Here is an 18,910-nt window from a genome sequence, read left to right as displayed (position 1 = left end):
GTGTCCCAGTTATTCTGCGCTGTGAACTTTGCCAGTAAATTGCGTCACGTCAATGCGAATCACACCAACATGGGCTAAATCTTTTGCCGAGATTTCACCCGACATTTCACGGCCAACTTCATGCTTTAAGATAGCACGTAAGGCATGTTCTTTTTCGGCTGGGTCAGAAACCAAGGTGGCTTTCCCAGTGCCTAAAACACTACGGTAGAAATAACTAAAGTTGCTTAACGGGGATTCATTTTCAGGTGTGTCCAGACTGGAATCAGCGATAATACTGAAGGAAACGTCTGGATTAGCGGCAATCAAGCCACGCTTTTTACCCGTGGGTGCGCCATGAATGTAGAGGACCAAGTGATGGTCGTTGAATTCATAGCCATAGTTAGTTGGTACAACGTAGGGTGCTGGAAAATCTAGGATGCCCAAGTCGATGACTCGTGCTTGATCAATAATCTCTAATTTAGCTGCTTCATCGGTAACTTCACGGTCAGTACGTCTCATTATCAAACCTTCAATTCATTATTAGTTAATTTGATTATAGAATAAGCGGTGCTGTTCGTATACGGATAATGAGTAAAATGCGAAAGTTAATTAAGAAAAAGATGAGTGGGTTGACAATTATCTCTAATGAGTTTATCATCAATGCCATGATATGAAAAAACGATTAGAAGATGAGTAGTACTCATAACCTTAATCAGAGAGCTGCGGGTGGTGAGAAGCAGTAAGGGGCGAGTGTGAAGATGGTCTTCGATAAGACAGGGTATTCGAGCGGAAGTTAGAGTATCATGGGTGTGCCCATTACAGCACGGGGGTATCAAAAGGTACCCGGTGAGGAAGTCCGTGTGAGCGGGCTTCAAATTAAGGTGGTAACACGAGAGGTCGTCCTTATCTTCGCAGTTAAGCGGGGATAAGGGCTTTTTTGTGTAAGAAGGTGCGGATTCAGGCGGTTAGAGACTGGAGCCTAAGGGGCTGGCAACAAAAACCCCGAACTTGGGTTTTAGGTGTCAGTCCCTTAGGTGCAAGTCTCTGCCTGGAGAAGCCCGATTAGGCTACATAACAGTAAAACCACTAACTACGAAAAACAAAACCAAAAATTTCCACCAATCCAGAAGGGAGAGTGACCAACAATGCCTCAAATTACTTACCTACATTGCAACAAAATTTCAACCGCAAGTTACCTGCTTGGCGATGGCATTGATGGTCAGGTCATGTGCCTGTCAATCAGCTATTAACCATTTGAGATGAAATAATGATTGAATAAAAGGAGATTTTACATTATGACAACAACAATTATTGGATACCCACGTATTGGTAGTCACCGTGAATTAAAGTTTGCTGTTCAAAAGTATTTTAAGAAGGACATTAGCGCAGAAGAGTTAGCCCAAACTGCTGCTGAATTACGGAAACAAAACTGGGACACCATTAGCGATGCTGGTATTGATCAGTTGGTTTCAAACGACTTTTCATACTATGACACTACATTAGATACCGCTAATTTATTAAACATTGTGCCAAAGCGGTACAAGGATCTAAACCTATCATCATTAGATGAATACTTCGCGCAGGCTCGTGGTTACCAAGGCGATAAGGGTGACGTCACCGCGTTGAGCATGAAGAAGTGGTTTAACACCAACTATCACTACCTCGTTCCAGAATTTGACGACGATACGGATGTTAAGTTGGTTGGCACCAAGATTTTTGACGAATATCAAGAAGCCAAGGATCAAGGGTACCAAACTCGCCCAGTTGTTCTTGGACCATACAGTCTATTACGGTTGAGTGCTTTTGAAGGCAACAGACAAGATACTGACTTTACTAACGCGTTGGTTAGCGCATACGAAGGTATCTTTGAAAAATTAGCTGATTTGGGTGCTGATTGGATTCAGTTGGATGAACCACAATTAGTTAAGGATCAATCCGAAGCTGATTTGGAACTCTTCACCGACCTCTACAAACCATTATTGAGCAACAAGCATGGTTTAAAGGTTTTGGCACAGACTTACTTTGGTGATGTGCGTGATAGTTATGACCTATTAACTTCATTGGACTTCGATGGCCTTGGCCTCGACTTCCACGAAGGTGAAGAAAGCCTGAACTTGGTTGAATCAAAGGGCTTCCCTGAAGATAAAGTACTGTACGCTGGCGTTATTAATGGTAAGAATATTTGGAAAGCTAACTACGACCAACGCTTGGACTTACTCCACAAGTTGCCTAAGACCAACATTGTGTTAAGCACCTCGTGTTCGTTGCTCCACGTACCTTATACGTTGGAAAATGAACCTGAGTTAGATGAAAAGTATAAGAAGTACTTGGCATTTGCTAAAGAAAAATTAACTGAACTGACTGATCTGGATCACATTCTGGGTGGCTCAGGCGATGATGCTTTAAAGGCTAACGAAGCGCTGTTTGCTAAGCCGCGTTATGAAGAAAACCAAGCCATCATCGACAAGATTGCTTCATTAAAAGAAAGTGACTTCCACCGCGAACCATCATTTGAAGAACGGGCCGCAATCCAAAAGAAGGAATTTAATTTACCAGAATTACCAACCACCACGATTGGGTCGTTCCCACAAACTCGCGAAGTTCGTCGTAACCGTGCTAAGTACAAGCGTGGTGAAATCACCAAGGAACAGTACGATCAATTCAACCGCGATAAGATCAAGGAATGTGTTGAATTCCAAGAAAAGATTGGCTTGGACGTACTGGTACATGGTGAATACGAACGTAACGACATGGTTGAATACTTCGGTGAAAAGCTGGACGGCTTCCTGTTTACCAGCAACGCTTGGGTTCAATCATACGGTACCCGTGGTGTTAAGCCACCAATCATCTGGGGCGACGTTAACCGCACTGCCCCAATCACCGTTGCAGAATCAGTTTACGCACAAAGCTTAACTGATAAGCCAGTGAAAGGGATGCTGACTGGTCCAGTGACGATTCTGAACTGGTCATTCCCTCGTGAAGATATTTCTAAGAAGGAAAGCACCTTACAGATTGCTTTGGCTATTCAAGCAGAAGTACTTGATCTGGAAAAGAACGGCATTAAGATCATTCAAATCGATGAACCTGCTTTACGTGAAAAATTACCGTTGAGAAAGTCAGACTGGTACAGTCGTTACCTTGACTGGGCAATTCCAGCATTCCGTCTGGTTGGCAGCAAGGCACAAGCAACCACGCAGATTCACACCCACATGTGCTACAGTGAATTTGGCGATATCATTGACGCCATCGATGCCATGGATGCTGACGTTATTTCATTCGAAGCTTCACGTGCTGATTTAACGTTGCTGGATACGCTCCAGAAGACCCACTTTAAGACCCACGTTGGCCCTGGTGTTTACGATATTCACTCACCACGGATCCCATCTGAAGACGAAGTTGCCGGAACCATTCACAAGATTTTGAAGAAGGTACCATTGCAGAACGTCTGGATCAACCCAGATTGTGGACTGAAGACACGGGGAACAACAGAAACCACAGCTAGTCTGGAAAACGTCGTTGCTGCAACTCAGCAGGTTCGTAAGGAACTCGCACATGAAGGTCGTTGATTGTTTCAAAGAACGTCCCGTGATCTCGTTCGAAATATTTCCACCGCGACCGAATGCTAGCGAAAAGTCGATTGAGCGGTTTTATGACAACCTTGATGTGTTAGCGAGTTTGAAGCCAGCCTACATCAGTGTCACGTATGGTGCGGGTGGTAGTGACAACAAGTCTGGCACGCTGGATTTGTGCCGGTACATTAAACAGCATTATGGGATTGAAGTGGTCCCACATATTCCAGGTATCAATTTTACAAAGTCAGCAGTGAAATCATACTTGGATGAACTAAAAGCGTCTAATATCGAAAACGTTTTGGCCCTGAGAGGGGATTTACCTGAAGATGGCCAGATTAAGGGTGATTTTAAGTATGCCAGTGATTTAGTCAGTGAAATTAAACGTGAAGGGGACTTCAATGTACTGGGGGCGTGTTATCCCGACGTACACCCGGAGGCTAAAGATAGCGTAGACGATATTAAAAACTTGAAATGCAAAGTGGATGCTGGTGCTTCACAGTTGATCACCCAACTTTTCTTCGAAAATGAACACTATTATCAATTTTTGGAACGCTGCGAATTAGCGGGTATTGACGTTCCGGTGCAAGCTGGAATCATGTCAGTGGTCAATGAACGCCAAATCAAGCGGATGGCAACCATGAATGGTGTGGGTTTGCCGCAAAAATTCCTTAGAATGATGAATCATTATCAGGATAACCCGGTGGCGATGAGGGATGCAGGAACGGCCTATGCGATAGACCAGATTGTGGACTTGTTGTCGGAGGGTGTGGATGGTGTTCATCTGTATACCATGGATAATCCCGTTGTGACGGAGAGGATTTGTGGGGCGATTGAGACATTAATTTAAGGTGCGAAGCGAGGCGATTAGAGAGCGGAGTCCAATTAGGCTAGGTAAACTAAAAGAGCAAATTACACCCAGTCTCTACCAAGCAAATCCCAATTAATCCATATAACAGCAAAGCATCCAAAAAAGGCATCACTATCCCGAGAGGTAGTGACGCCTTTTTAGTATGGCCAATTATCATTCAACAATTGATAAGTATAAATTTTGTTATATAATATTAGTACGTATAAATTAACTGAAGGAGCAACCATATGACTGAAAACATTGAATTTGACCGCATGATGAACGGTGAACTATATCATCAAACACCGGAGCTATTCGAAATGCGAATGAAGGCGCGGGACTTATTATTCGAATATAACCGCTTAAACTACCGGGATTTAGAGAACCGTAAGCGCATTTTGAAGGCATTGCTCGGTCAAGTTGGGGAGAATTACTTCATTGAATTACCTTTCCACACCGATTATGGGTTTAACGTGAAGCTTGGTGACAACTTTTTTGCTAACAACGGTTTGACATTGCTAGATTCGGGGTTAATCGAAATTGGCGATGACGTTTTAATCGCACCCAACGTTGGTATCTATACAGCGGGTCACGCTTTAGATCCAGAGTTACGACTTAGAACGGGGGCTGAATACACCGCTCCTGTTAAAATTGGTAATAACGTTTGGATTGGCGCCGGTGTGACCGTTTGCCCAGGGGTTACTATTGGTGATAACAGTGTGATTGGTGCGGGCTCAGTGGTCACCAAGTCAATTCCAAGTGATTCACTGGCTTATGGCAATCCAGCGCACGTGGTACGTCAGTTTGACGAGCGCGATAAAAAATACTACTTCAAGCAGCGCCAAGTCACACAGGAATATCTGGATAAATTAGCTAATGGGGAAACTTTCCATCGGTAGGAAATTAGTCATCAGTTGAGTTTTACCTAAATGGACGTTTAAACAAAAGGAACGGCATCGATTCTATCAGAGTCGGTGCCGTTCCTTTTGAGTTAAAAGGTTGCCGACCACTTACAAATGGTGTACACTATTATAAGTGGTCAACCACACATTAATTAAACAACAATCAAAGGAGACATAAAAATGTCAAAAGTATTAGTAATCAAAGCACACCCATTCGATGGTGATAAATCACGGACTATCAAAACATTAGATACTTTTCTAGAAGCATACAAAGCAAAGAACCCCGACGACGAGATCGAAACCTTAGATCTTTTCGCCACTAACTTCCCAGAACTCGATGGTGGCATGATGGCTGCTTGGGGGCAATTAGCTAACGGCACTGCCTTCACAGACTTACCAGCCGACGTTCAAAAGGGCATGGGTCAGTTCAACGATGCTTTGGCGCAATTCAAGGCTGCTGATAAGTTGGTCGTTGCTAACCCAATGTGGAACTTGTCCATTCCTGCTCAATTGAAGTCTTGGATTGATGCGATTACCGTTGTTGGTGAAACCTTCCGTTACACCGCAACTGGTCACGTTGCCTTGGTTCCTGGCAAGCCATTCGTTCACATTCAAGCTGCCGGTGGCAAGTATGAAGGTAAAGACTTGGGGACTCAGTACGTCCAAGCTGCACTTGAATACTTAGGGGCTAAGCGTTTTGCTAAGATCGGTGTTGAAGGGATGGATCACTTCCCTGATCAAGCTGATCAGATCGTGGCAGCAGCGCAAGAAGAAGCCAAAGAAGTTGCAGCGAAGTTTTAAAGATAGATAACAGAATGCACCGTAAGCCTAAATTAAGGTTGATAAAACGACCTATGCGATTCCTAAGGTTCTGAAAAAGAGGGTTTCGAACTCTAATGTGAATGGCTTTAAACATGTGAATGATTTGCGGTTAGCGCTGCTTAAATTAAATAAGCAAATTAATTTGCATCCTAATTACTATAAAAAGAACCCATTGTACTATGCCAACAGTGATTTAAATGATTACGTTGCCCTATATATCGACATTGCTTACCGTGGTGGCAAAGATGACGATCAGGGTTATGTAGACGACCTCATTACGAGCGTGAATGATATCTTGAATTATAAGGTGTGGAACACGAAATATTGAAATGATGTGTACACGAATTAAAACTAGCTAGGTAAGTCCTAGTATCAAAAAACCATTCCTCAATTGGAATGTTTTTTTTAGCAAGCTACATCTTGAAGTGATGTCTAGACTTCAAATTTTTGGAGATTTTATCAACAGTGTTTGCCACGAGATTTTTTAGTTGATTGAAATTTCTGACTTATACATGCGTAGTTAAATTGTAGATAGAATTTACTAGGTTCACTAAACAAATGTAATAAGAGCAAGATAAATTTGCTAATATCAGAAGCAATTTTGTATTTCCTGAGATACATCTATGCTAAAATAATGATAGACGATATAGTTTGGACGTGTTAATGTGTTGACAGATATCAATAAAATAAAGAACATACTTAAAACTATTCGTAGTAGACGAGATAAATGGCGATTAAGTCATCGAAGAAAAAACTTAATTGCACTTGCTGAGATGGGAATTGATGAGGAGATTGCTCTAGATACCATTTATCAGGAGTTAACCTATCGAAACTACAGTTCTGGTCCATTACCTGATGATCATCACCCACCAATTCCTGGAGAAGTTTGGATTTTTGGGCTTAACCTTTCTGATGAGTTATGTTATTTGAAATTTCAAAATCGGCCAAATGGTATTGTTATGTGGATTTCGTTACATCAGGCAGAACATCCACTTGAATTTCCATTTGAAAATATTTAGGAAGGAAGTGGCTATAATGGCTCGTATAAAAGAATTCTATAATCCAGAATTGGAAACTACGGAAACTTACACAGAGGTGTGGCAGTCAGAAATAGTTAAAGTTAGAGATATTGATGATCTAATCGTGAGAAACCATTATTGGAAAGATGCTGCCGGTGAGCTATGGGGCGATTTTGATGATCCAATGGAAAATGTTAGAAACAGTTTCAATGCTTATCGTGAACGCCAAGGGTATCTGAAACCAGATGAGATTCGTGCGTTGCGTCAAAATTTGGGGTTATCTGTCCGACAGTTTGCTAGTGAACTTGGTATTGGTTTTTCCACTTTAAATCAGATTGAGAACAATCAACGATTACAAGTGAAATATCAGGAAAATTTATTTGAAGCTGCCGAAATGTTTTATGAAAATGGTCAGTGGCAAATGTTTGTTAGTCAAAATAATCATCTTCCGATAGTGAATAATTTAAATCAGACAGTTTACTATTCTAACGAGGATTTGTATCGAACTCGGCAACCTAATCAGAATATTCGACTATTTGAAGGGTCGTTAGGAGGTGTCGCATAATGACAATTTTACAGTTTGATGGTTATCGCGTAACCAAGATGCAGTATCAGCGTAATGCCAGCTACAAACCGCAAGAATCCAAGATAACGTTTGATCCGAAAATAGAGGCAACAGATACAATAGATCATAATCAGATTAACGTGACGCTCACGCTATCTGTGGGGTCACTGAAGGATGAGACGATTCCGTTTCAGGTTGAGTGTGCTGTAGTTGGTCAGTTTACCTATCACCCGGATGAGGATAACTCCGGTGTAGGTGTGGATAGTTTGATTCGAAATAACGCTGTTGCAATTTTCTATCCATACGTGCGAGCAATTGTGGCGACCTTAACGACAACGTCCAACGAGTTTCCAGGCTATGTGATGCCAACGATTAATGTGGCTGAAGTTTTAGCACAACATGATAAATAATAGGGATTCAGCGTAAACAAAAAACACATTCCAATGATGGAATGTGTTTTTTGGTCGTACATCTGTTTAATGATTACATTGCTTTCAAATTGGCACATATCTTATTCGCAATTTTAACGAAAAGCACTTTTTCCTCGTCTGAAAGGCCCTCAATCGAATGCTTCTCAGCGGTATCACAGATCTGTTCCACTTGTTTAGCTAACTTTAAACCAGCCGGTGTCAGTTGTACCAATGTCACCCGTTTGTCCTTAGCCGATTTACTGGTGTCAGCTAACCCTGAATTAACCAAGCGTTTAACGGACTTGGCTACCGTGGAATGATCCACCTGCATGGCTTCAGCCAGTGCGTTTTGCGCCTGCTGCCCATTACGAGCGAGGGTGATGAGGATAGTGTCTTGACCAGGATAGAGGCCCAAAGCACGGATGTCTTTATCTATCAGCGCTTCATGGGCATTAACGATACGCCAAGCTGCTGCACCCACTGGATAATCATCAAAAACAAGCATGGCAATTCCCCCCTCTGTGTTATACGTTGCCGACCACAAAAGTGTATCAAATTATGTTGTAGATTTCAATAAATAGTTTTCTACTAAGAACGTTAGCTTTAATGATTGATCACCCATTGATTAATGAGTAGATCCACTTGCTTCGTATCGTTAATGTCCGAACCGGCGCCACTGAAGGAGAGCACGATACTTTGCAGTGCAGGTGCCAAGAATACTTTAGCACCCGTTTCGGGGTCAAAGTCGATCAGTTCATGTTTGGCCTGACGGTAGGCGAGAAAGTCGGCTAATTTGTCCGTTAGAACACTGTATTCCTCGTCGGTGATGTCTTTTAGGGCAGGGTATAACTCATCCTGAAAGTAAATATCGGCTTGCCAGAGATATAGGTTAGGGACAAACATGTCCACGAACCCCTGATTAATGGTATGAAGTGCATCAACGATGGGCGATTCTTTCAACGTATCGATTTTATCACCCAGCGCGACGAATTCTGGCGTGACGTCGAGTTCCATCAGAGTTTGAATCAGGTTAACTTTGCCATCTGGAAAATAGTGATAGAAGGTCGTACGCGTTTTATTAGCGTGTTTTGTGATGTCATTCACGGTAGTTGCGGCGTAACCCTTAGATTTAAAAAGTTTACGGGCACTATCGATCAATGCTTCTTTAGTGGCATCGTAGTAGGCTTGGCGTTTGCTTGCGATTGGAAATCATCGTCCTTTCGTTAAAATCATTAATACTAATATAACACGTTTATCGTCATTTGACCTTTTTCGTTGACACCGTGTTGACAAAACATTGTGAAAGAATTATTATATATTTAATTTAAAACGCTTTCTTGTTTGGGATTGGTAATTATAAAACTAAAGGATCTGATTGAATGCTGTTAGTAACGTGTGCCAATGGCCAAGTCGGTCATCGAATCGTACCATACTTGATTGAAAAGGGTCAGGATGTCCGGGTCATGGACATTAACCCCAAAGTTGAAGACTATAAAAAAATCGGTGCTAAAGAAGTAATCGTGGGTAACGGCACTGATGAAGCAACCTTAGACAAAGCTATGAAGGACATTGATGCGGTTGTTTACCTGCCACCTCTATTTACGTATCAAGAAGCAAAGATGGGGAAGATGGCAATTGACGCTGCCATCAAAGCTGGCGTTAAGCAATTCATCGATATTTCAGTGTTGTTCCCACTTTTGGACAATAACCTGCAACACCGGATGAAGACCGAAGTTGAGAAATACTTGATGTACCGTGGCTGGGAAAGCCACATGCTGTGGACGGTGCTTCAACCTGCTGGCTATCACCACAACTTATATGTGAAGCCATTCTACGAAAGTGGTGAACTACCAAGTTACTCACCACTAGACCAAGTCATTTCCATGGTTGATGCGCGTGATGAAGCTGACGTTGTTTTAAAGGTCCTAGCTGATCCAGAAGGCTACGACAAAGGCGTCTTTGCCTTAGCTAACGAAAAGTTCTCTCTACGCCAGGTTGCTGCCTTAATGAGCGAAGTTACTGGCAAAGAAATTAAACCAGTCTTTGTGCCAAAGGACAGGCTACGAGATTACTGGCCAAACTACTTCTTGGGTTCAGACAGTTATGCTGAAGAAGCCTTCTGGCACATCTACGACAGTAATCTGCGTTGGGACTGGGATGGTAATTCTAAAGAGCTTAACTGGCTGCTGGATGGTAAGACTCGTTCACTGCGGTCATATCTTGAAGAAGAAGCTAAAAAAGCTGGTATTCCGGTACACAAGCAAAACTAACCTTGAAAGGAAGCAATCATTATGACCCAAAAAATTGTGACTTTAATTACTGGTGCTGAAAAAGGACTCGGTTTACTCACTGCTAAAGCTTTAAGCAAAGAGGGCCAAGCTATTGTGATCGGTGCCTTGGATGAAGATGCCGCTAAGCAAGCTGTTGCTGAGATTACAGCTGATGGTGGTGAAGCCAGCTACGTTAATTTAGACGTGACTAACCATGATCAAGTCAAGGCAGCTGGTCAATACGTTGCAGATAAGTATGGCTATTTGACCATTTTGATCAACAACGCCGGTATCGTGACGGATGGGCAACACACACCAGTCGACGTACCGATGGATGCACTACGTAAAGAGTTTGACGTTAACTTCTTTGGTTCAGTCGACGTGAGCCAAACAATGGTGCCATTGTTGAAGAAGGCTGAAAACGCCCAAATCATTAATTTGTCCAGCAACATGGGCTCATTAGGATTAGCAACGGACACAAGCTTCCCATTCTATAACTTCTACTCAATGGGATACGGTGCTTCAAAAGCTGCCGTTAACTTTGAAACGATTTGCTTCAGCAAGGCGCTCAAAGACGATGGCATTCCAGTCAATTCAGTCAACCCTGGATTCTCTGATACGGCCTTTGGCGGACGTGATACGAATGATCCGAAACCTGCTGGCATGCAGACCGCCGAAGAAGGGGCAGCGCAAGTCATCAAGATGGCTACTCGCAGTCCGCAGACGGATAACTCTACGTTCAGTGAAAACGCAGGGATCGTACCGTGGTAATTTGAACCGATTGAAATTAAAAGAACCAGGCTTGATCAATTTGACCAAAACCTGGTTCTTTTTCCATGCTATAAAATGAAATTATTCCTCAAACTTCCCAGTGTCTTCATTCAATAAACTGCTGATATCATGAATCTGGTCATAACGGTAAGTGCTGTCGTATTGGTGAGTGTCTTTATCGTAGGCTTTAACCTGCAAAACATCCGTGTGCGGCCAGCTGACCACGTAGGTATAGTCGTCATAGTCGAAACCGTATTGATCCGCAATGGCATCGATACCGGCTTGCTCGTCGCCGTGGTATTCTTCTTCGAAGTGACCGTAGTTGCTGCTGCTTGGTGTGGAGTCACTGGAATCGCTGCTATTATCACTATTGTCGTTAGTAGCAGTGCTTTGAGTGGCAGCATCAGTACTGTCGCCGCTATCCGGTGTTGATAAATCGACTTTAATATTCTTAGCCTGGGTCGAAACGAGGTTCTTCGTCACTGATTTGCCATCTGCGGTAGAACCAGTGCTGGAGAGTTTGAAGGTGTAACGGCCAGGGAACAGTGGGCCAGCTTTGTATGAATAATGATCGTTGCTGGCAGTAGCTACGTTTAACCCGTTTAGGCTAATCGTCGCTTGCTCAACGTTGGTTTGAACCGTTGGGTACATGGCGACCACTTCCAGCTTGTAGGCTGGAAAGAATAACAGGTGGTGCCCCTTAGCAACTAGTTTAAACGTGCCATCACTGGTTTGGTCGTTGTTTACTAAACTAGATTTCATATCGGCTAGGTAGCGCTTATCGGAATTTAAGTAGTTCATGAAGGGGCCGATAGTTTTGGCGTTGATTTCCAAGCTGGGGTCGGTGGTGGTCATGTACTTAACGGTGGCGTCAGCGTTATTGTCATGCATGGCGGAAATCATCTGGTCGACCTGCTTGGACTTGCTGTACTTACCGCTGCCATAAAGATAAGTGCCGGCTAAAATGACGATGATCAAAACAATCAGGCTAATCCAGATTTTCTTTTTGCCAGAGCCCTTTTTCGGATTCTTGTGACGCTTTGGTGCTGCAGTCGTCATCGTTGGCTTGCGCTTGGGTTCAGGTTTTGGCTTAATCGGTTCTGGTTTGACCGGATCCGGTTCCGGTTCAGTGGGCTGAGGCTCAGGCCGAAACGGTGGCGTTTCATTATCATTGGGTACTTTATTTGGATTAATGGTTACGGGTTTTAACCGATAACCGCAGTTTTGGCAGAACACATCGTCGGGACTAACTGCTTCCCCGCAATTTGGACACGTTGACATAGTACTCACCTCTGAGATTTAAATTGATTGAAGATATAACGATAAGCATTAGGTAAAGCCCGGTTCCAGTACGGCCAGTTATGATTGCCGAAGTGGTCGACTTGATAGGTGGGTTTGAGCTGATGCTGTTGCAGTTGTTTGACAAATAAATTGACGTCAGCAATCGGCACGGTGGTATCCAGCGCGGTGGTTTCAATATAGAAATGGGCTGGAGACCTTTTCTGCGCTAAGTAGCTTGATAAATAGCGACTAGGCTGCGCTTGTTCGAAAACCTTTTGACTGAAAGCACCATTGATTTTGAAGGCGTCCACCTGCGAATTAGTTTGAACGGTTGGCGGTACCTTTTGCCAAATGGCCGGTGAAATTAAAGCAGCTACAGAAAAGAGGTGCGGATGGCGGAAAGTTAATCGAGCAGCACCGTACCCGCCCATGGAGATGCCACCAATAGCACGTTGTCTTTGCCCAGCCAGCTGATAAGTTTTAGTCGTTTGGGGAATTAAGTCATTCACCACAGCCATTTCCATCTGCTCTTTAGTGGTACTTAAATAGAAGGAATTACCACCATCAGGAAAAATAGCGACCACCGGTAAGTGCTTTTGAGTGACTAATTGATCTAAGTAACGTTTTGAATCTGCTTGCGTAGTGAGATTGGTCTCGTCGCCATACAGACCGTGAAGCATGTAAATAACTGGAAAATGGGTTCCTTGTTCTTTGAGCCGCTGATAATTCCGCGGTAAATACACGCGATAATGCCAGTTTCGGTGCAACTGCGAGCTATAAATCACACGCGAAAGTACTTGGCTTGGCGCTGGTGCTGCCGTGACTTGTTTGTGAGCAGAACGCTGACTGGTTTTGTTGACCGTTTTAGTCGTCTGTTGTTTTGAATGCTGACCGGTTTGCTTTTCTGGTGGATTTAACGAATGCACCAGCCCGCCTAGGATTACCCCAATAATAACCACGGCGACAACGATAACCGTCCAAAGCTGTTTTTTCATGACGAAGCCCCCTGCTAACTTGTCAAGAACGGAATTTTAATATTAAGATAATCTTACGTGAACACTAGGAGTGTGACAAGGCTAGGATTGAGTGAATATTATGGACGGATGTCTTACTATGGAATGATAGCGCTTTTATTTAAGCGGTTATGAGTGGCGGTATTTTGATCAAAAAAGTTTTGTTGAGTGCTAAAATTGGCAGTTAGTAAATTAAAACAACTAATTTAAAAAAATTTTCAAAAAAATAATTACATTTTAAAGAAAATGTCTCGTTATCAGGTGGGCATTGGAAACGGTATCTGTCAAGAAAAATTTGAAAATAGTGAGCAACATTTGCGTAATTGTGTACTATTTGGGCGTGCATTTTCTTAAATACGTGGTATGACATTCTAGAATGAATCTTTTAAAAACAACCATTAGATACGGAAGTCAGCGACAGTTAAAAATAACTCATGACCATGTTTTTTTGAAAGATGGTGATGAGCTATATTTTTCTTCTAAGGTTAGGTGATTTTTCTTAGCTAGTTTACATCTCTATGTTGATGGGATTGTGTTTAGTAGAAGATTTGAATAATGTATATTGCTTAGACAAAATTAATTAGTGAGGGAGAACACCAACATGAAAAAACATACTTTAGGAGCACTTTTATTAGGATTAGCAGCAGTGGGCGTCTTGGGGACGACAACGGCTTTTGCTGATGATACAACAAATTCAACCACTGCTGACAACAAGCAGAGTGCGACGACAACTGGTAACATCAGCTTTGGGGCTGGTACTTTGAGTTTGTATAATGTCACAGATTCAGCAGTGCTTGGCAAGGAAAACCTCAAAGTTAGTGACGTTTATACATCAGGTGTTCAAGCCAGTGTTCCGCTCACTGCATCGGTTGATGACTTTTTGGGAGACGGTAAAAACTGGAGTTTGAAACTATCTCAGAGTGGCTGGAAAGCTGGCAGTGACGGTTCAGCTGCGACGGTTACTGCATTAGATGGTGGCACACTATCTGTGACACCTGATAATGGCACAGAACAATCCCTTACTACTGCTCCTGTAGAGTATGGTAAAGGTTCAACTGGAACGGTTACACTTCCAGGTACGCTTAACTTCAATTTGGATAAAAGAACTGTTGTTCAGACTGGGAGCTATACAAATACGCTGACTTGGACACTGGAAGATCCCGTTTCAGGAACAGCAGATTAGATTAGGCTGAATTATGACAAGAAAACGATTTTTAGAGAGTTTAGTTGCATTCATGATGATGACCATGTTGATGATTATTCCGGTCACGGTCCATGCTGCTAGTAGCGGATTTTCAGTGCAGCCGATTACTTCGAAAGCGCAACGTGATAAATCCGAATCGTACTTTGACGTCATCGTGAAGCCCAATCAATCAACTGATTTGAAAGTCAAATTGGTCAATCATACTAAGCAAGCAATTCAGGTTAAAGTGGCCGTTCATTCGGGCCAAACCAATAATAATGGGATGGTTGATTATAGTGGTCTGCAAAAAAAGGACAACACACTTCGATATGATTTATCCCAGTATTTAAAGGGACCGAAAAAGGTGACGGTGCCAGCTAATAGCCAGCAAACTTACACGGCGAAGTTGACCATGCCTGAGAATCAGTTACCAGGGTTAATGGCTGGAGGACTGACTTTTAGTCCAATGAACTATTCGACAGCCACGAAAAAGAGCGCCAAGTTGTCGATTACTAACCGGTTCAGTTATGGCATCGCGGTCGTGACGCGTAATCAGGATCGAACATGGCAGCCACAGCTTAAGATTGGCCAAGCTACTGTTACTCAGCAACAAGCTAAGAACGCAATAGCAGTACCAATGCATAACGTGAAAGCGACCTTTTTAAATCAGCTGAAGGTTAATGTAACGGCGACTAATAAACGAACTCACAAAGTGTACGAGAGAACAGCGGATGCGATGCAGATGGCACCTAATTCACATTTTACTTACCAGGTTAAGTTACCGAATAACGTGGCAGCGGGGCGCTATCTTGTGAGCACGACGGCGTACTACGTTAAAGATCAAACTGGTCAGTATACTGATTCAACAGGAACACACTACAAGTATAAAGTCACTAGCACGTCTGACATGATGGTGACGGCTAAGCAGAGTCAAGATTTACAGCAACGGGCAAAACAAGCACGCGGGGGAACACCCTGGTTTGTTTATGCGATTATCGCTTTGGTGGTCGTTTTACTAATCATCATTGGTACTTTGGTTACACTTTTAATTAAGAAGAGATCAAAAAAATAATCCATAGGGGGCGAGCAATGATGGTAAGACTGAGAAAGATTATCTTCAGTTCATTGTTGGCCCTTTTTGTGTTGTTTTTGTTTGGCAGTGGTCAGTCTGTTAAAGCGGCCAGTTATGAGGATAATACGTTGGTTTCTTACGGAATTCCTGGTGAAGTCGTTCAGGTAATGTTGGATAATAGTACGTACGCGGACAATCAAACGCCGACACAAAAGAATCAGACCCCTAACAATTTTACGATTAAGGATGTTACACAGCTGAAAACTGTCAGCTTGGCTAATCGGATGGGCGCGTATCAGTCGACAGCTAATAGTACGGTTGCTAAATGGGTTGCAGGTGGCACGGCTGATAGCCTGTATGTCATCAGTAATAATGCGTATGAACAAAATATCGAAAGCAATGTTACTGGAGATAATGGCAGTTTGGCAACAAAGGAACTCGTTGTTGATGGGCATACGTATCAACCGGCATTTAATATGTTAATGCAGATTATTGCTTCGGCAAACAATGCAACAACCGTTGATTTAACGGGTGTAACTTCAGAGGTGAAGGACACCACGTTGGCTCAGTCACTGATCAGTTTGTTCCAGACCCCTCGTTTAACGTCGATTAACACATTATTACTGGGTGATGACAATTTAACTGACGCAGGTTTTTATAAAATGGGAGAGACAGTAATGAACGTCACCAGTGCACAGAATTTGACCAGTCTGGATCTATCGAATAATGGGATTAGTCAAATGGCTTGGGGGCGAAACTTTCCAATCATCAGTAAGCTCACTGATTTGGACATGTCTGGTAATTCGGTTCAAACAATTACTGATACGTTAAATCACCTTCTCCAGTCGGTTGTTAATCATTACGGTACAGCTGATTTGAGTTCCAGTAGTCTAAACGCTAGTGACTGGAATACTGTACAGGATATTGTTACGTTGCTTAACATGTCGAGTGGTGTCGTCAAACTTAGTGATTCTTCTATTAACGCAATCGCGGTATCAAATATTGCGAAATTGAATGATCAAGCAATTCAAAATGCAATCCCGCAACTTACTAATGATACAATTACTGCTCTTTTGAATGCTAACGAAGATGGTAGCAATAAGCTAAGCGCTGACGTTGCAGAACAATTAAAAGCTAAGCTAGAAGGTGGGGACAATGGTGGAACAGCAACCGCAGAAAACAGCGTGGCAGTTTCCGGTGAACTTGATTTTGGAACCAACTCCCTCAATAGATTAGATTCGCCTCTCACCACTAAGAGTAGTTTGACCTTGGATGCAACTCTTTTACCGGGTAGCACATTGACTGCTCAAATGGGTCCGTGGAAAGCGACAGACGGCAGCTCCTCGTTTAAGGGAAACATGATATTTGACCCAAGTGGGGCCTTTAGTGGAGATACGAGTCTGAACACTGATGCAGCGTCCACTTTGTATTGCAATGATGGTACTGATTCTATAAATCTTACACAAACGTTAACAGGGTTATCTCTTCAAATCCCTGAAGACCAGCGCTCTGCAATCCGAGCTACAAAATATACGACAACGATCACTTGGAAAGCCGATGCCAATCCGTCAGCTACTGCGAACTAATAAATGGTTAAAATTAAAAAGGTGTCAGGTAAAAATCTCATGATTTTTTACCTGACACCTTTTTAATTTAGCCGATGTTTCAACGTTTAACATTTGTTTACGTTTAATAAAGTGAGGTGCGAAATAGTCGTTATCTTCATTTAATGGTGCTATAAATAAGAACGAGATGGGGTGATTAAATGATGCCGAGTTTAGGTTTAAAAGCAAGTACATCACTGGAACAAATCGATGAACGGTTACAATACCAACCATCCGTATTTGAATTTTACACGGATGCGCGCGATGTGACCAAGAACGGGCTGGCGCATTTGGAAGAAATGGTCAAGTACGTTCAGTCGGCAGGAGTACGCCGGATTGTGATCCATCATCCGATGGCTTATGATCACCATCATAATGAAGTTGGCGTTTCAGCGCTTAAAGATCCAGCTGGCTATCAGTTTATGATGAGCAGCGCGGAGGCCTTGATCGAATTGGCCATTAAATTAAACGTTCAGGTGCTGATTCACGGTGGTTACTCAGACAAAGAAGCAGTGGTTAATTCCTTCGGTGATTTTAAAACCGCGCGAAAAGTGATTTTTGCCCGATTGGATTATTTCCAGCAGATGGGTGGTGACCACGTGATGTTTGAAAATTCAATCTCGCCAGCCTTTGATTATGGTGACGAAGAGATTGAAGCAACCGTCATGGCACACCATTATCGGTTGTGCTATGATGTGAGCCACGGCTTTATAGTGTTGCATGGCGATAACGATAAATTAGTTAAAAGTATTGCCCAATTGGCACCGCAAACGGTTCATTATCATCTGGTAGACTCCATGGGACAACACCATGACAGTCTGCAGTTGGGTAAGGGTAAGATCGACTGGCAGCGGGTAATGAAAGTCATTAACCCCGAGGCCACCAGTATTTACGAAATTGATTTAGCTGATCAAAACGACAGTCGAGAGATGCGCGCTAGCCACGAGTATTTGAGAAATCTGCTGTCCGCTCAGCAAACTCACTAGGAGGAACAGGATGACACGGTGTGATTGGGCAGAGGATGCCAATGAACTCATGACACATTACCACGACTACGAATGGGGAGTGCCCACCAAAGATGAACGCGAAACCTTTGAGCTGATGACGTTAGAGATGATGCAGGCGGGGTTGAGCTGGCAAACCGTTTTAAACAAACGGGAGAACTTTCGGGCGGCGTTCGCTAATTTTGATGTGGACAGGGTTGCCCAATTTGACGATGATGACGAGGTCAGACTCATCAACGACGCTGGGATTATCCGTAATAAATTAAAAATCAAAGATACCATTCATAACGCAAGACAGCTGGTTGAATGGCATTCAGCAGGTAAGACCATGAACGCTTATTTATGGTCATTTGTTGGTGGTCAGCCAGTGATCAATCGGTATCAAACAATGGCGGATGTGCCGGCGCAAACGCCATTGTCGCAGCAAGTCAGCAAAGCGCTGAAACAAGCCGGCTTCAAGTTTGTGGGGCCGACAATCGTCCAGTCTTGGCTGGAAGCGCTGGGCATTTTAGATGACCATCTGGCTAAGTGTACGGTGAATCATGTAGGTGAATAGTGAAAGCACAAATAAGGGCTCAAAACAAAATCCCCAAAGT

General features: G+C 43.0%; 20 protein-coding genes. 15 read left to right on the top strand and 5 right to left on the bottom strand.

Annotated features, from left to right (window positions below; translation table 11 throughout):
* Positions 1 to 9 precede the first annotated feature (9 nt).
* The gene (locus tag AC6H04_RS08745) at positions 10 to 498 is read right to left on the bottom strand and encodes a pyridoxamine 5'-phosphate oxidase family protein (RefSeq protein WP_497571297.1); all 489 of its coding nucleotides are present in this window, start codon (positions 496 to 498) and stop codon (positions 10 to 12) included.
* 776 nt (positions 499 to 1,274) lie between these two features.
* Here AC6H04_RS08745 and metE point away from each other — a divergent pair.
* The 8 genes from metE (at position 1,275) to AC6H04_RS08705 (ending at position 8,116) form a co-directional block, all read left to right on the top strand.
* The gene (metE, locus tag AC6H04_RS08740) at positions 1,275 to 3,545 is read left to right on the top strand and encodes a 5-methyltetrahydropteroyltriglutamate--homocysteine S-methyltransferase (RefSeq protein ID WP_497571296.1); all 2,271 of its coding nucleotides are present in this window, start codon (positions 1,275 to 1,277) and stop codon (positions 3,543 to 3,545) included.
* The gene (gene metF / locus AC6H04_RS08735) at positions 3,532 to 4,398 is read left to right on the top strand and encodes a methylenetetrahydrofolate reductase [NAD(P)H] (protein ID WP_497571295.1); all 867 of its coding nucleotides are present in this window, start codon (positions 3,532 to 3,534) and stop codon (positions 4,396 to 4,398) included. Before metE ends, metF begins: the two co-directional genes overlap by 14 nt.
* Before the next feature lie 248 nt (positions 4,399 to 4,646).
* Complete coding sequence (locus AC6H04_RS08730; protein WP_497571294.1) at positions 4,647 to 5,297, top strand: sugar O-acetyltransferase; 651 nt, start codon at positions 4,647 to 4,649, stop codon at positions 5,295 to 5,297.
* A gap of 183 nt (positions 5,298 to 5,480) precedes the next feature.
* Positions 5,481 to 6,101 (top strand): FMN-dependent NADH-azoreductase, encoded by a 621-nt coding sequence (locus AC6H04_RS08725; RefSeq protein WP_497571293.1) that lies wholly within the window; start codon positions 5,481 to 5,483, stop codon positions 6,099 to 6,101.
* Between the two features lie 97 nt (positions 6,102 to 6,198).
* Positions 6,199 to 6,450, top strand: a complete 252-nt coding sequence (locus AC6H04_RS08720) for a hypothetical protein (protein ID WP_497571292.1) — start codon at positions 6,199 to 6,201, stop codon at positions 6,448 to 6,450.
* A gap of 340 nt (positions 6,451 to 6,790) precedes the next feature.
* The gene (locus tag AC6H04_RS08715) at positions 6,791 to 7,141 is read left to right on the top strand and encodes a hypothetical protein (RefSeq protein ID WP_497571291.1); all 351 of its coding nucleotides are present in this window, start codon (positions 6,791 to 6,793) and stop codon (positions 7,139 to 7,141) included.
* A gap of 16 nt (positions 7,142 to 7,157) precedes the next feature.
* Positions 7,158 to 7,706 (top strand): helix-turn-helix domain-containing protein, encoded by a 549-nt coding sequence (locus tag AC6H04_RS08710; protein WP_497571290.1) that lies wholly within the window; start codon positions 7,158 to 7,160, stop codon positions 7,704 to 7,706.
* The gene (locus AC6H04_RS08705) at positions 7,706 to 8,116 is read left to right on the top strand and encodes a protein-export chaperone SecB (protein WP_497571289.1); all 411 of its coding nucleotides are present in this window, start codon (positions 7,706 to 7,708) and stop codon (positions 8,114 to 8,116) included. The genes AC6H04_RS08710 and AC6H04_RS08705 overlap by 1 nt, the downstream gene beginning before the upstream one ends.
* A gap of 73 nt (positions 8,117 to 8,189) precedes the next feature.
* Here the strand turns inward: AC6H04_RS08705 and AC6H04_RS08700 are convergent, their stop codons facing one another.
* Together AC6H04_RS08700 and AC6H04_RS08695 are read right to left on the bottom strand one after the other, a co-directional pair.
* A complete protein-coding gene (locus AC6H04_RS08700; protein ID WP_497571288.1) occupies positions 8,190 to 8,621 on the bottom strand; it encodes a MarR family winged helix-turn-helix transcriptional regulator in 432 nt (143 codons plus the stop codon).
* A gap of 98 nt (positions 8,622 to 8,719) precedes the next feature.
* Complete coding sequence (locus tag AC6H04_RS08695) at positions 8,720 to 9,274, bottom strand: TetR/AcrR family transcriptional regulator (protein WP_497571287.1); 555 nt, start codon at positions 9,272 to 9,274, stop codon at positions 8,720 to 8,722.
* Positions 9,275 to 9,495: 221 nt separating this feature from the next.
* Between AC6H04_RS08695 and AC6H04_RS08690 the strand changes: the two genes are divergently transcribed.
* Complete coding sequence (locus AC6H04_RS08690) at positions 9,496 to 10,386, top strand: SDR family oxidoreductase (RefSeq protein WP_497571286.1); 891 nt, start codon at positions 9,496 to 9,498, stop codon at positions 10,384 to 10,386.
* A gap of 21 nt (positions 10,387 to 10,407) precedes the next feature.
* A complete protein-coding gene (locus AC6H04_RS08685; RefSeq protein WP_497571285.1) occupies positions 10,408 to 11,157 on the top strand; it encodes an SDR family NAD(P)-dependent oxidoreductase in 750 nt (249 codons plus the stop codon).
* A gap of 81 nt (positions 11,158 to 11,238) precedes the next feature.
* Here the strand turns inward: AC6H04_RS08685 and AC6H04_RS08680 are convergent, their stop codons facing one another.
* Together AC6H04_RS08680 and AC6H04_RS08675 are read right to left on the bottom strand one after the other, a co-directional pair.
* Positions 11,239 to 12,438, bottom strand: coding sequence for a TcaA second domain-containing protein (locus tag AC6H04_RS08680; RefSeq protein WP_497571284.1), 1,200 nt, complete (start codon positions 12,436 to 12,438; stop codon positions 11,239 to 11,241).
* A gap of 5 nt (positions 12,439 to 12,443) precedes the next feature.
* Positions 12,444 to 13,433, bottom strand: a complete 990-nt coding sequence (locus tag AC6H04_RS08675; RefSeq protein WP_497571283.1) for an alpha/beta hydrolase — start codon at positions 13,431 to 13,433, stop codon at positions 12,444 to 12,446.
* Between the two features lie 619 nt (positions 13,434 to 14,052).
* Here AC6H04_RS08675 and AC6H04_RS08670 point away from each other — a divergent pair.
* The 5 genes from AC6H04_RS08670 (at position 14,053) to AC6H04_RS08650 (ending at position 18,870) form a co-directional block, all read left to right on the top strand.
* A complete protein-coding gene (locus tag AC6H04_RS08670) occupies positions 14,053 to 14,634 on the top strand; it encodes a hypothetical protein (RefSeq protein ID WP_497571282.1) in 582 nt (193 codons plus the stop codon).
* Between the two features lie 13 nt (positions 14,635 to 14,647).
* Complete coding sequence (locus AC6H04_RS08665) at positions 14,648 to 15,706, top strand: DUF916 domain-containing protein (RefSeq protein WP_497571281.1); 1,059 nt, start codon at positions 14,648 to 14,650, stop codon at positions 15,704 to 15,706.
* Positions 15,707 to 15,723: 17 nt separating this feature from the next.
* A complete protein-coding gene (locus AC6H04_RS08660; protein ID WP_497571280.1) occupies positions 15,724 to 17,292 on the top strand; it encodes a leucine-rich repeat domain-containing protein in 1,569 nt (522 codons plus the stop codon).
* Positions 17,293 to 17,471: 179 nt separating this feature from the next.
* Positions 17,472 to 18,296, top strand: a complete 825-nt coding sequence (locus AC6H04_RS08655; RefSeq protein ID WP_497571279.1) for a sugar phosphate isomerase/epimerase family protein — start codon at positions 17,472 to 17,474, stop codon at positions 18,294 to 18,296.
* Between the two features lie 10 nt (positions 18,297 to 18,306).
* Positions 18,307 to 18,870, top strand: a complete 564-nt coding sequence (locus AC6H04_RS08650) for a DNA-3-methyladenine glycosylase I (RefSeq protein ID WP_497571278.1) — start codon at positions 18,307 to 18,309, stop codon at positions 18,868 to 18,870.
* Positions 18,871 to 18,910 lie beyond the last annotated feature (40 nt).

Source organism: Secundilactobacillus sp. MJ173, assembly GCF_059704265.1.
This window is presented reverse-complemented; position numbering and strand designations above follow the sequence as displayed.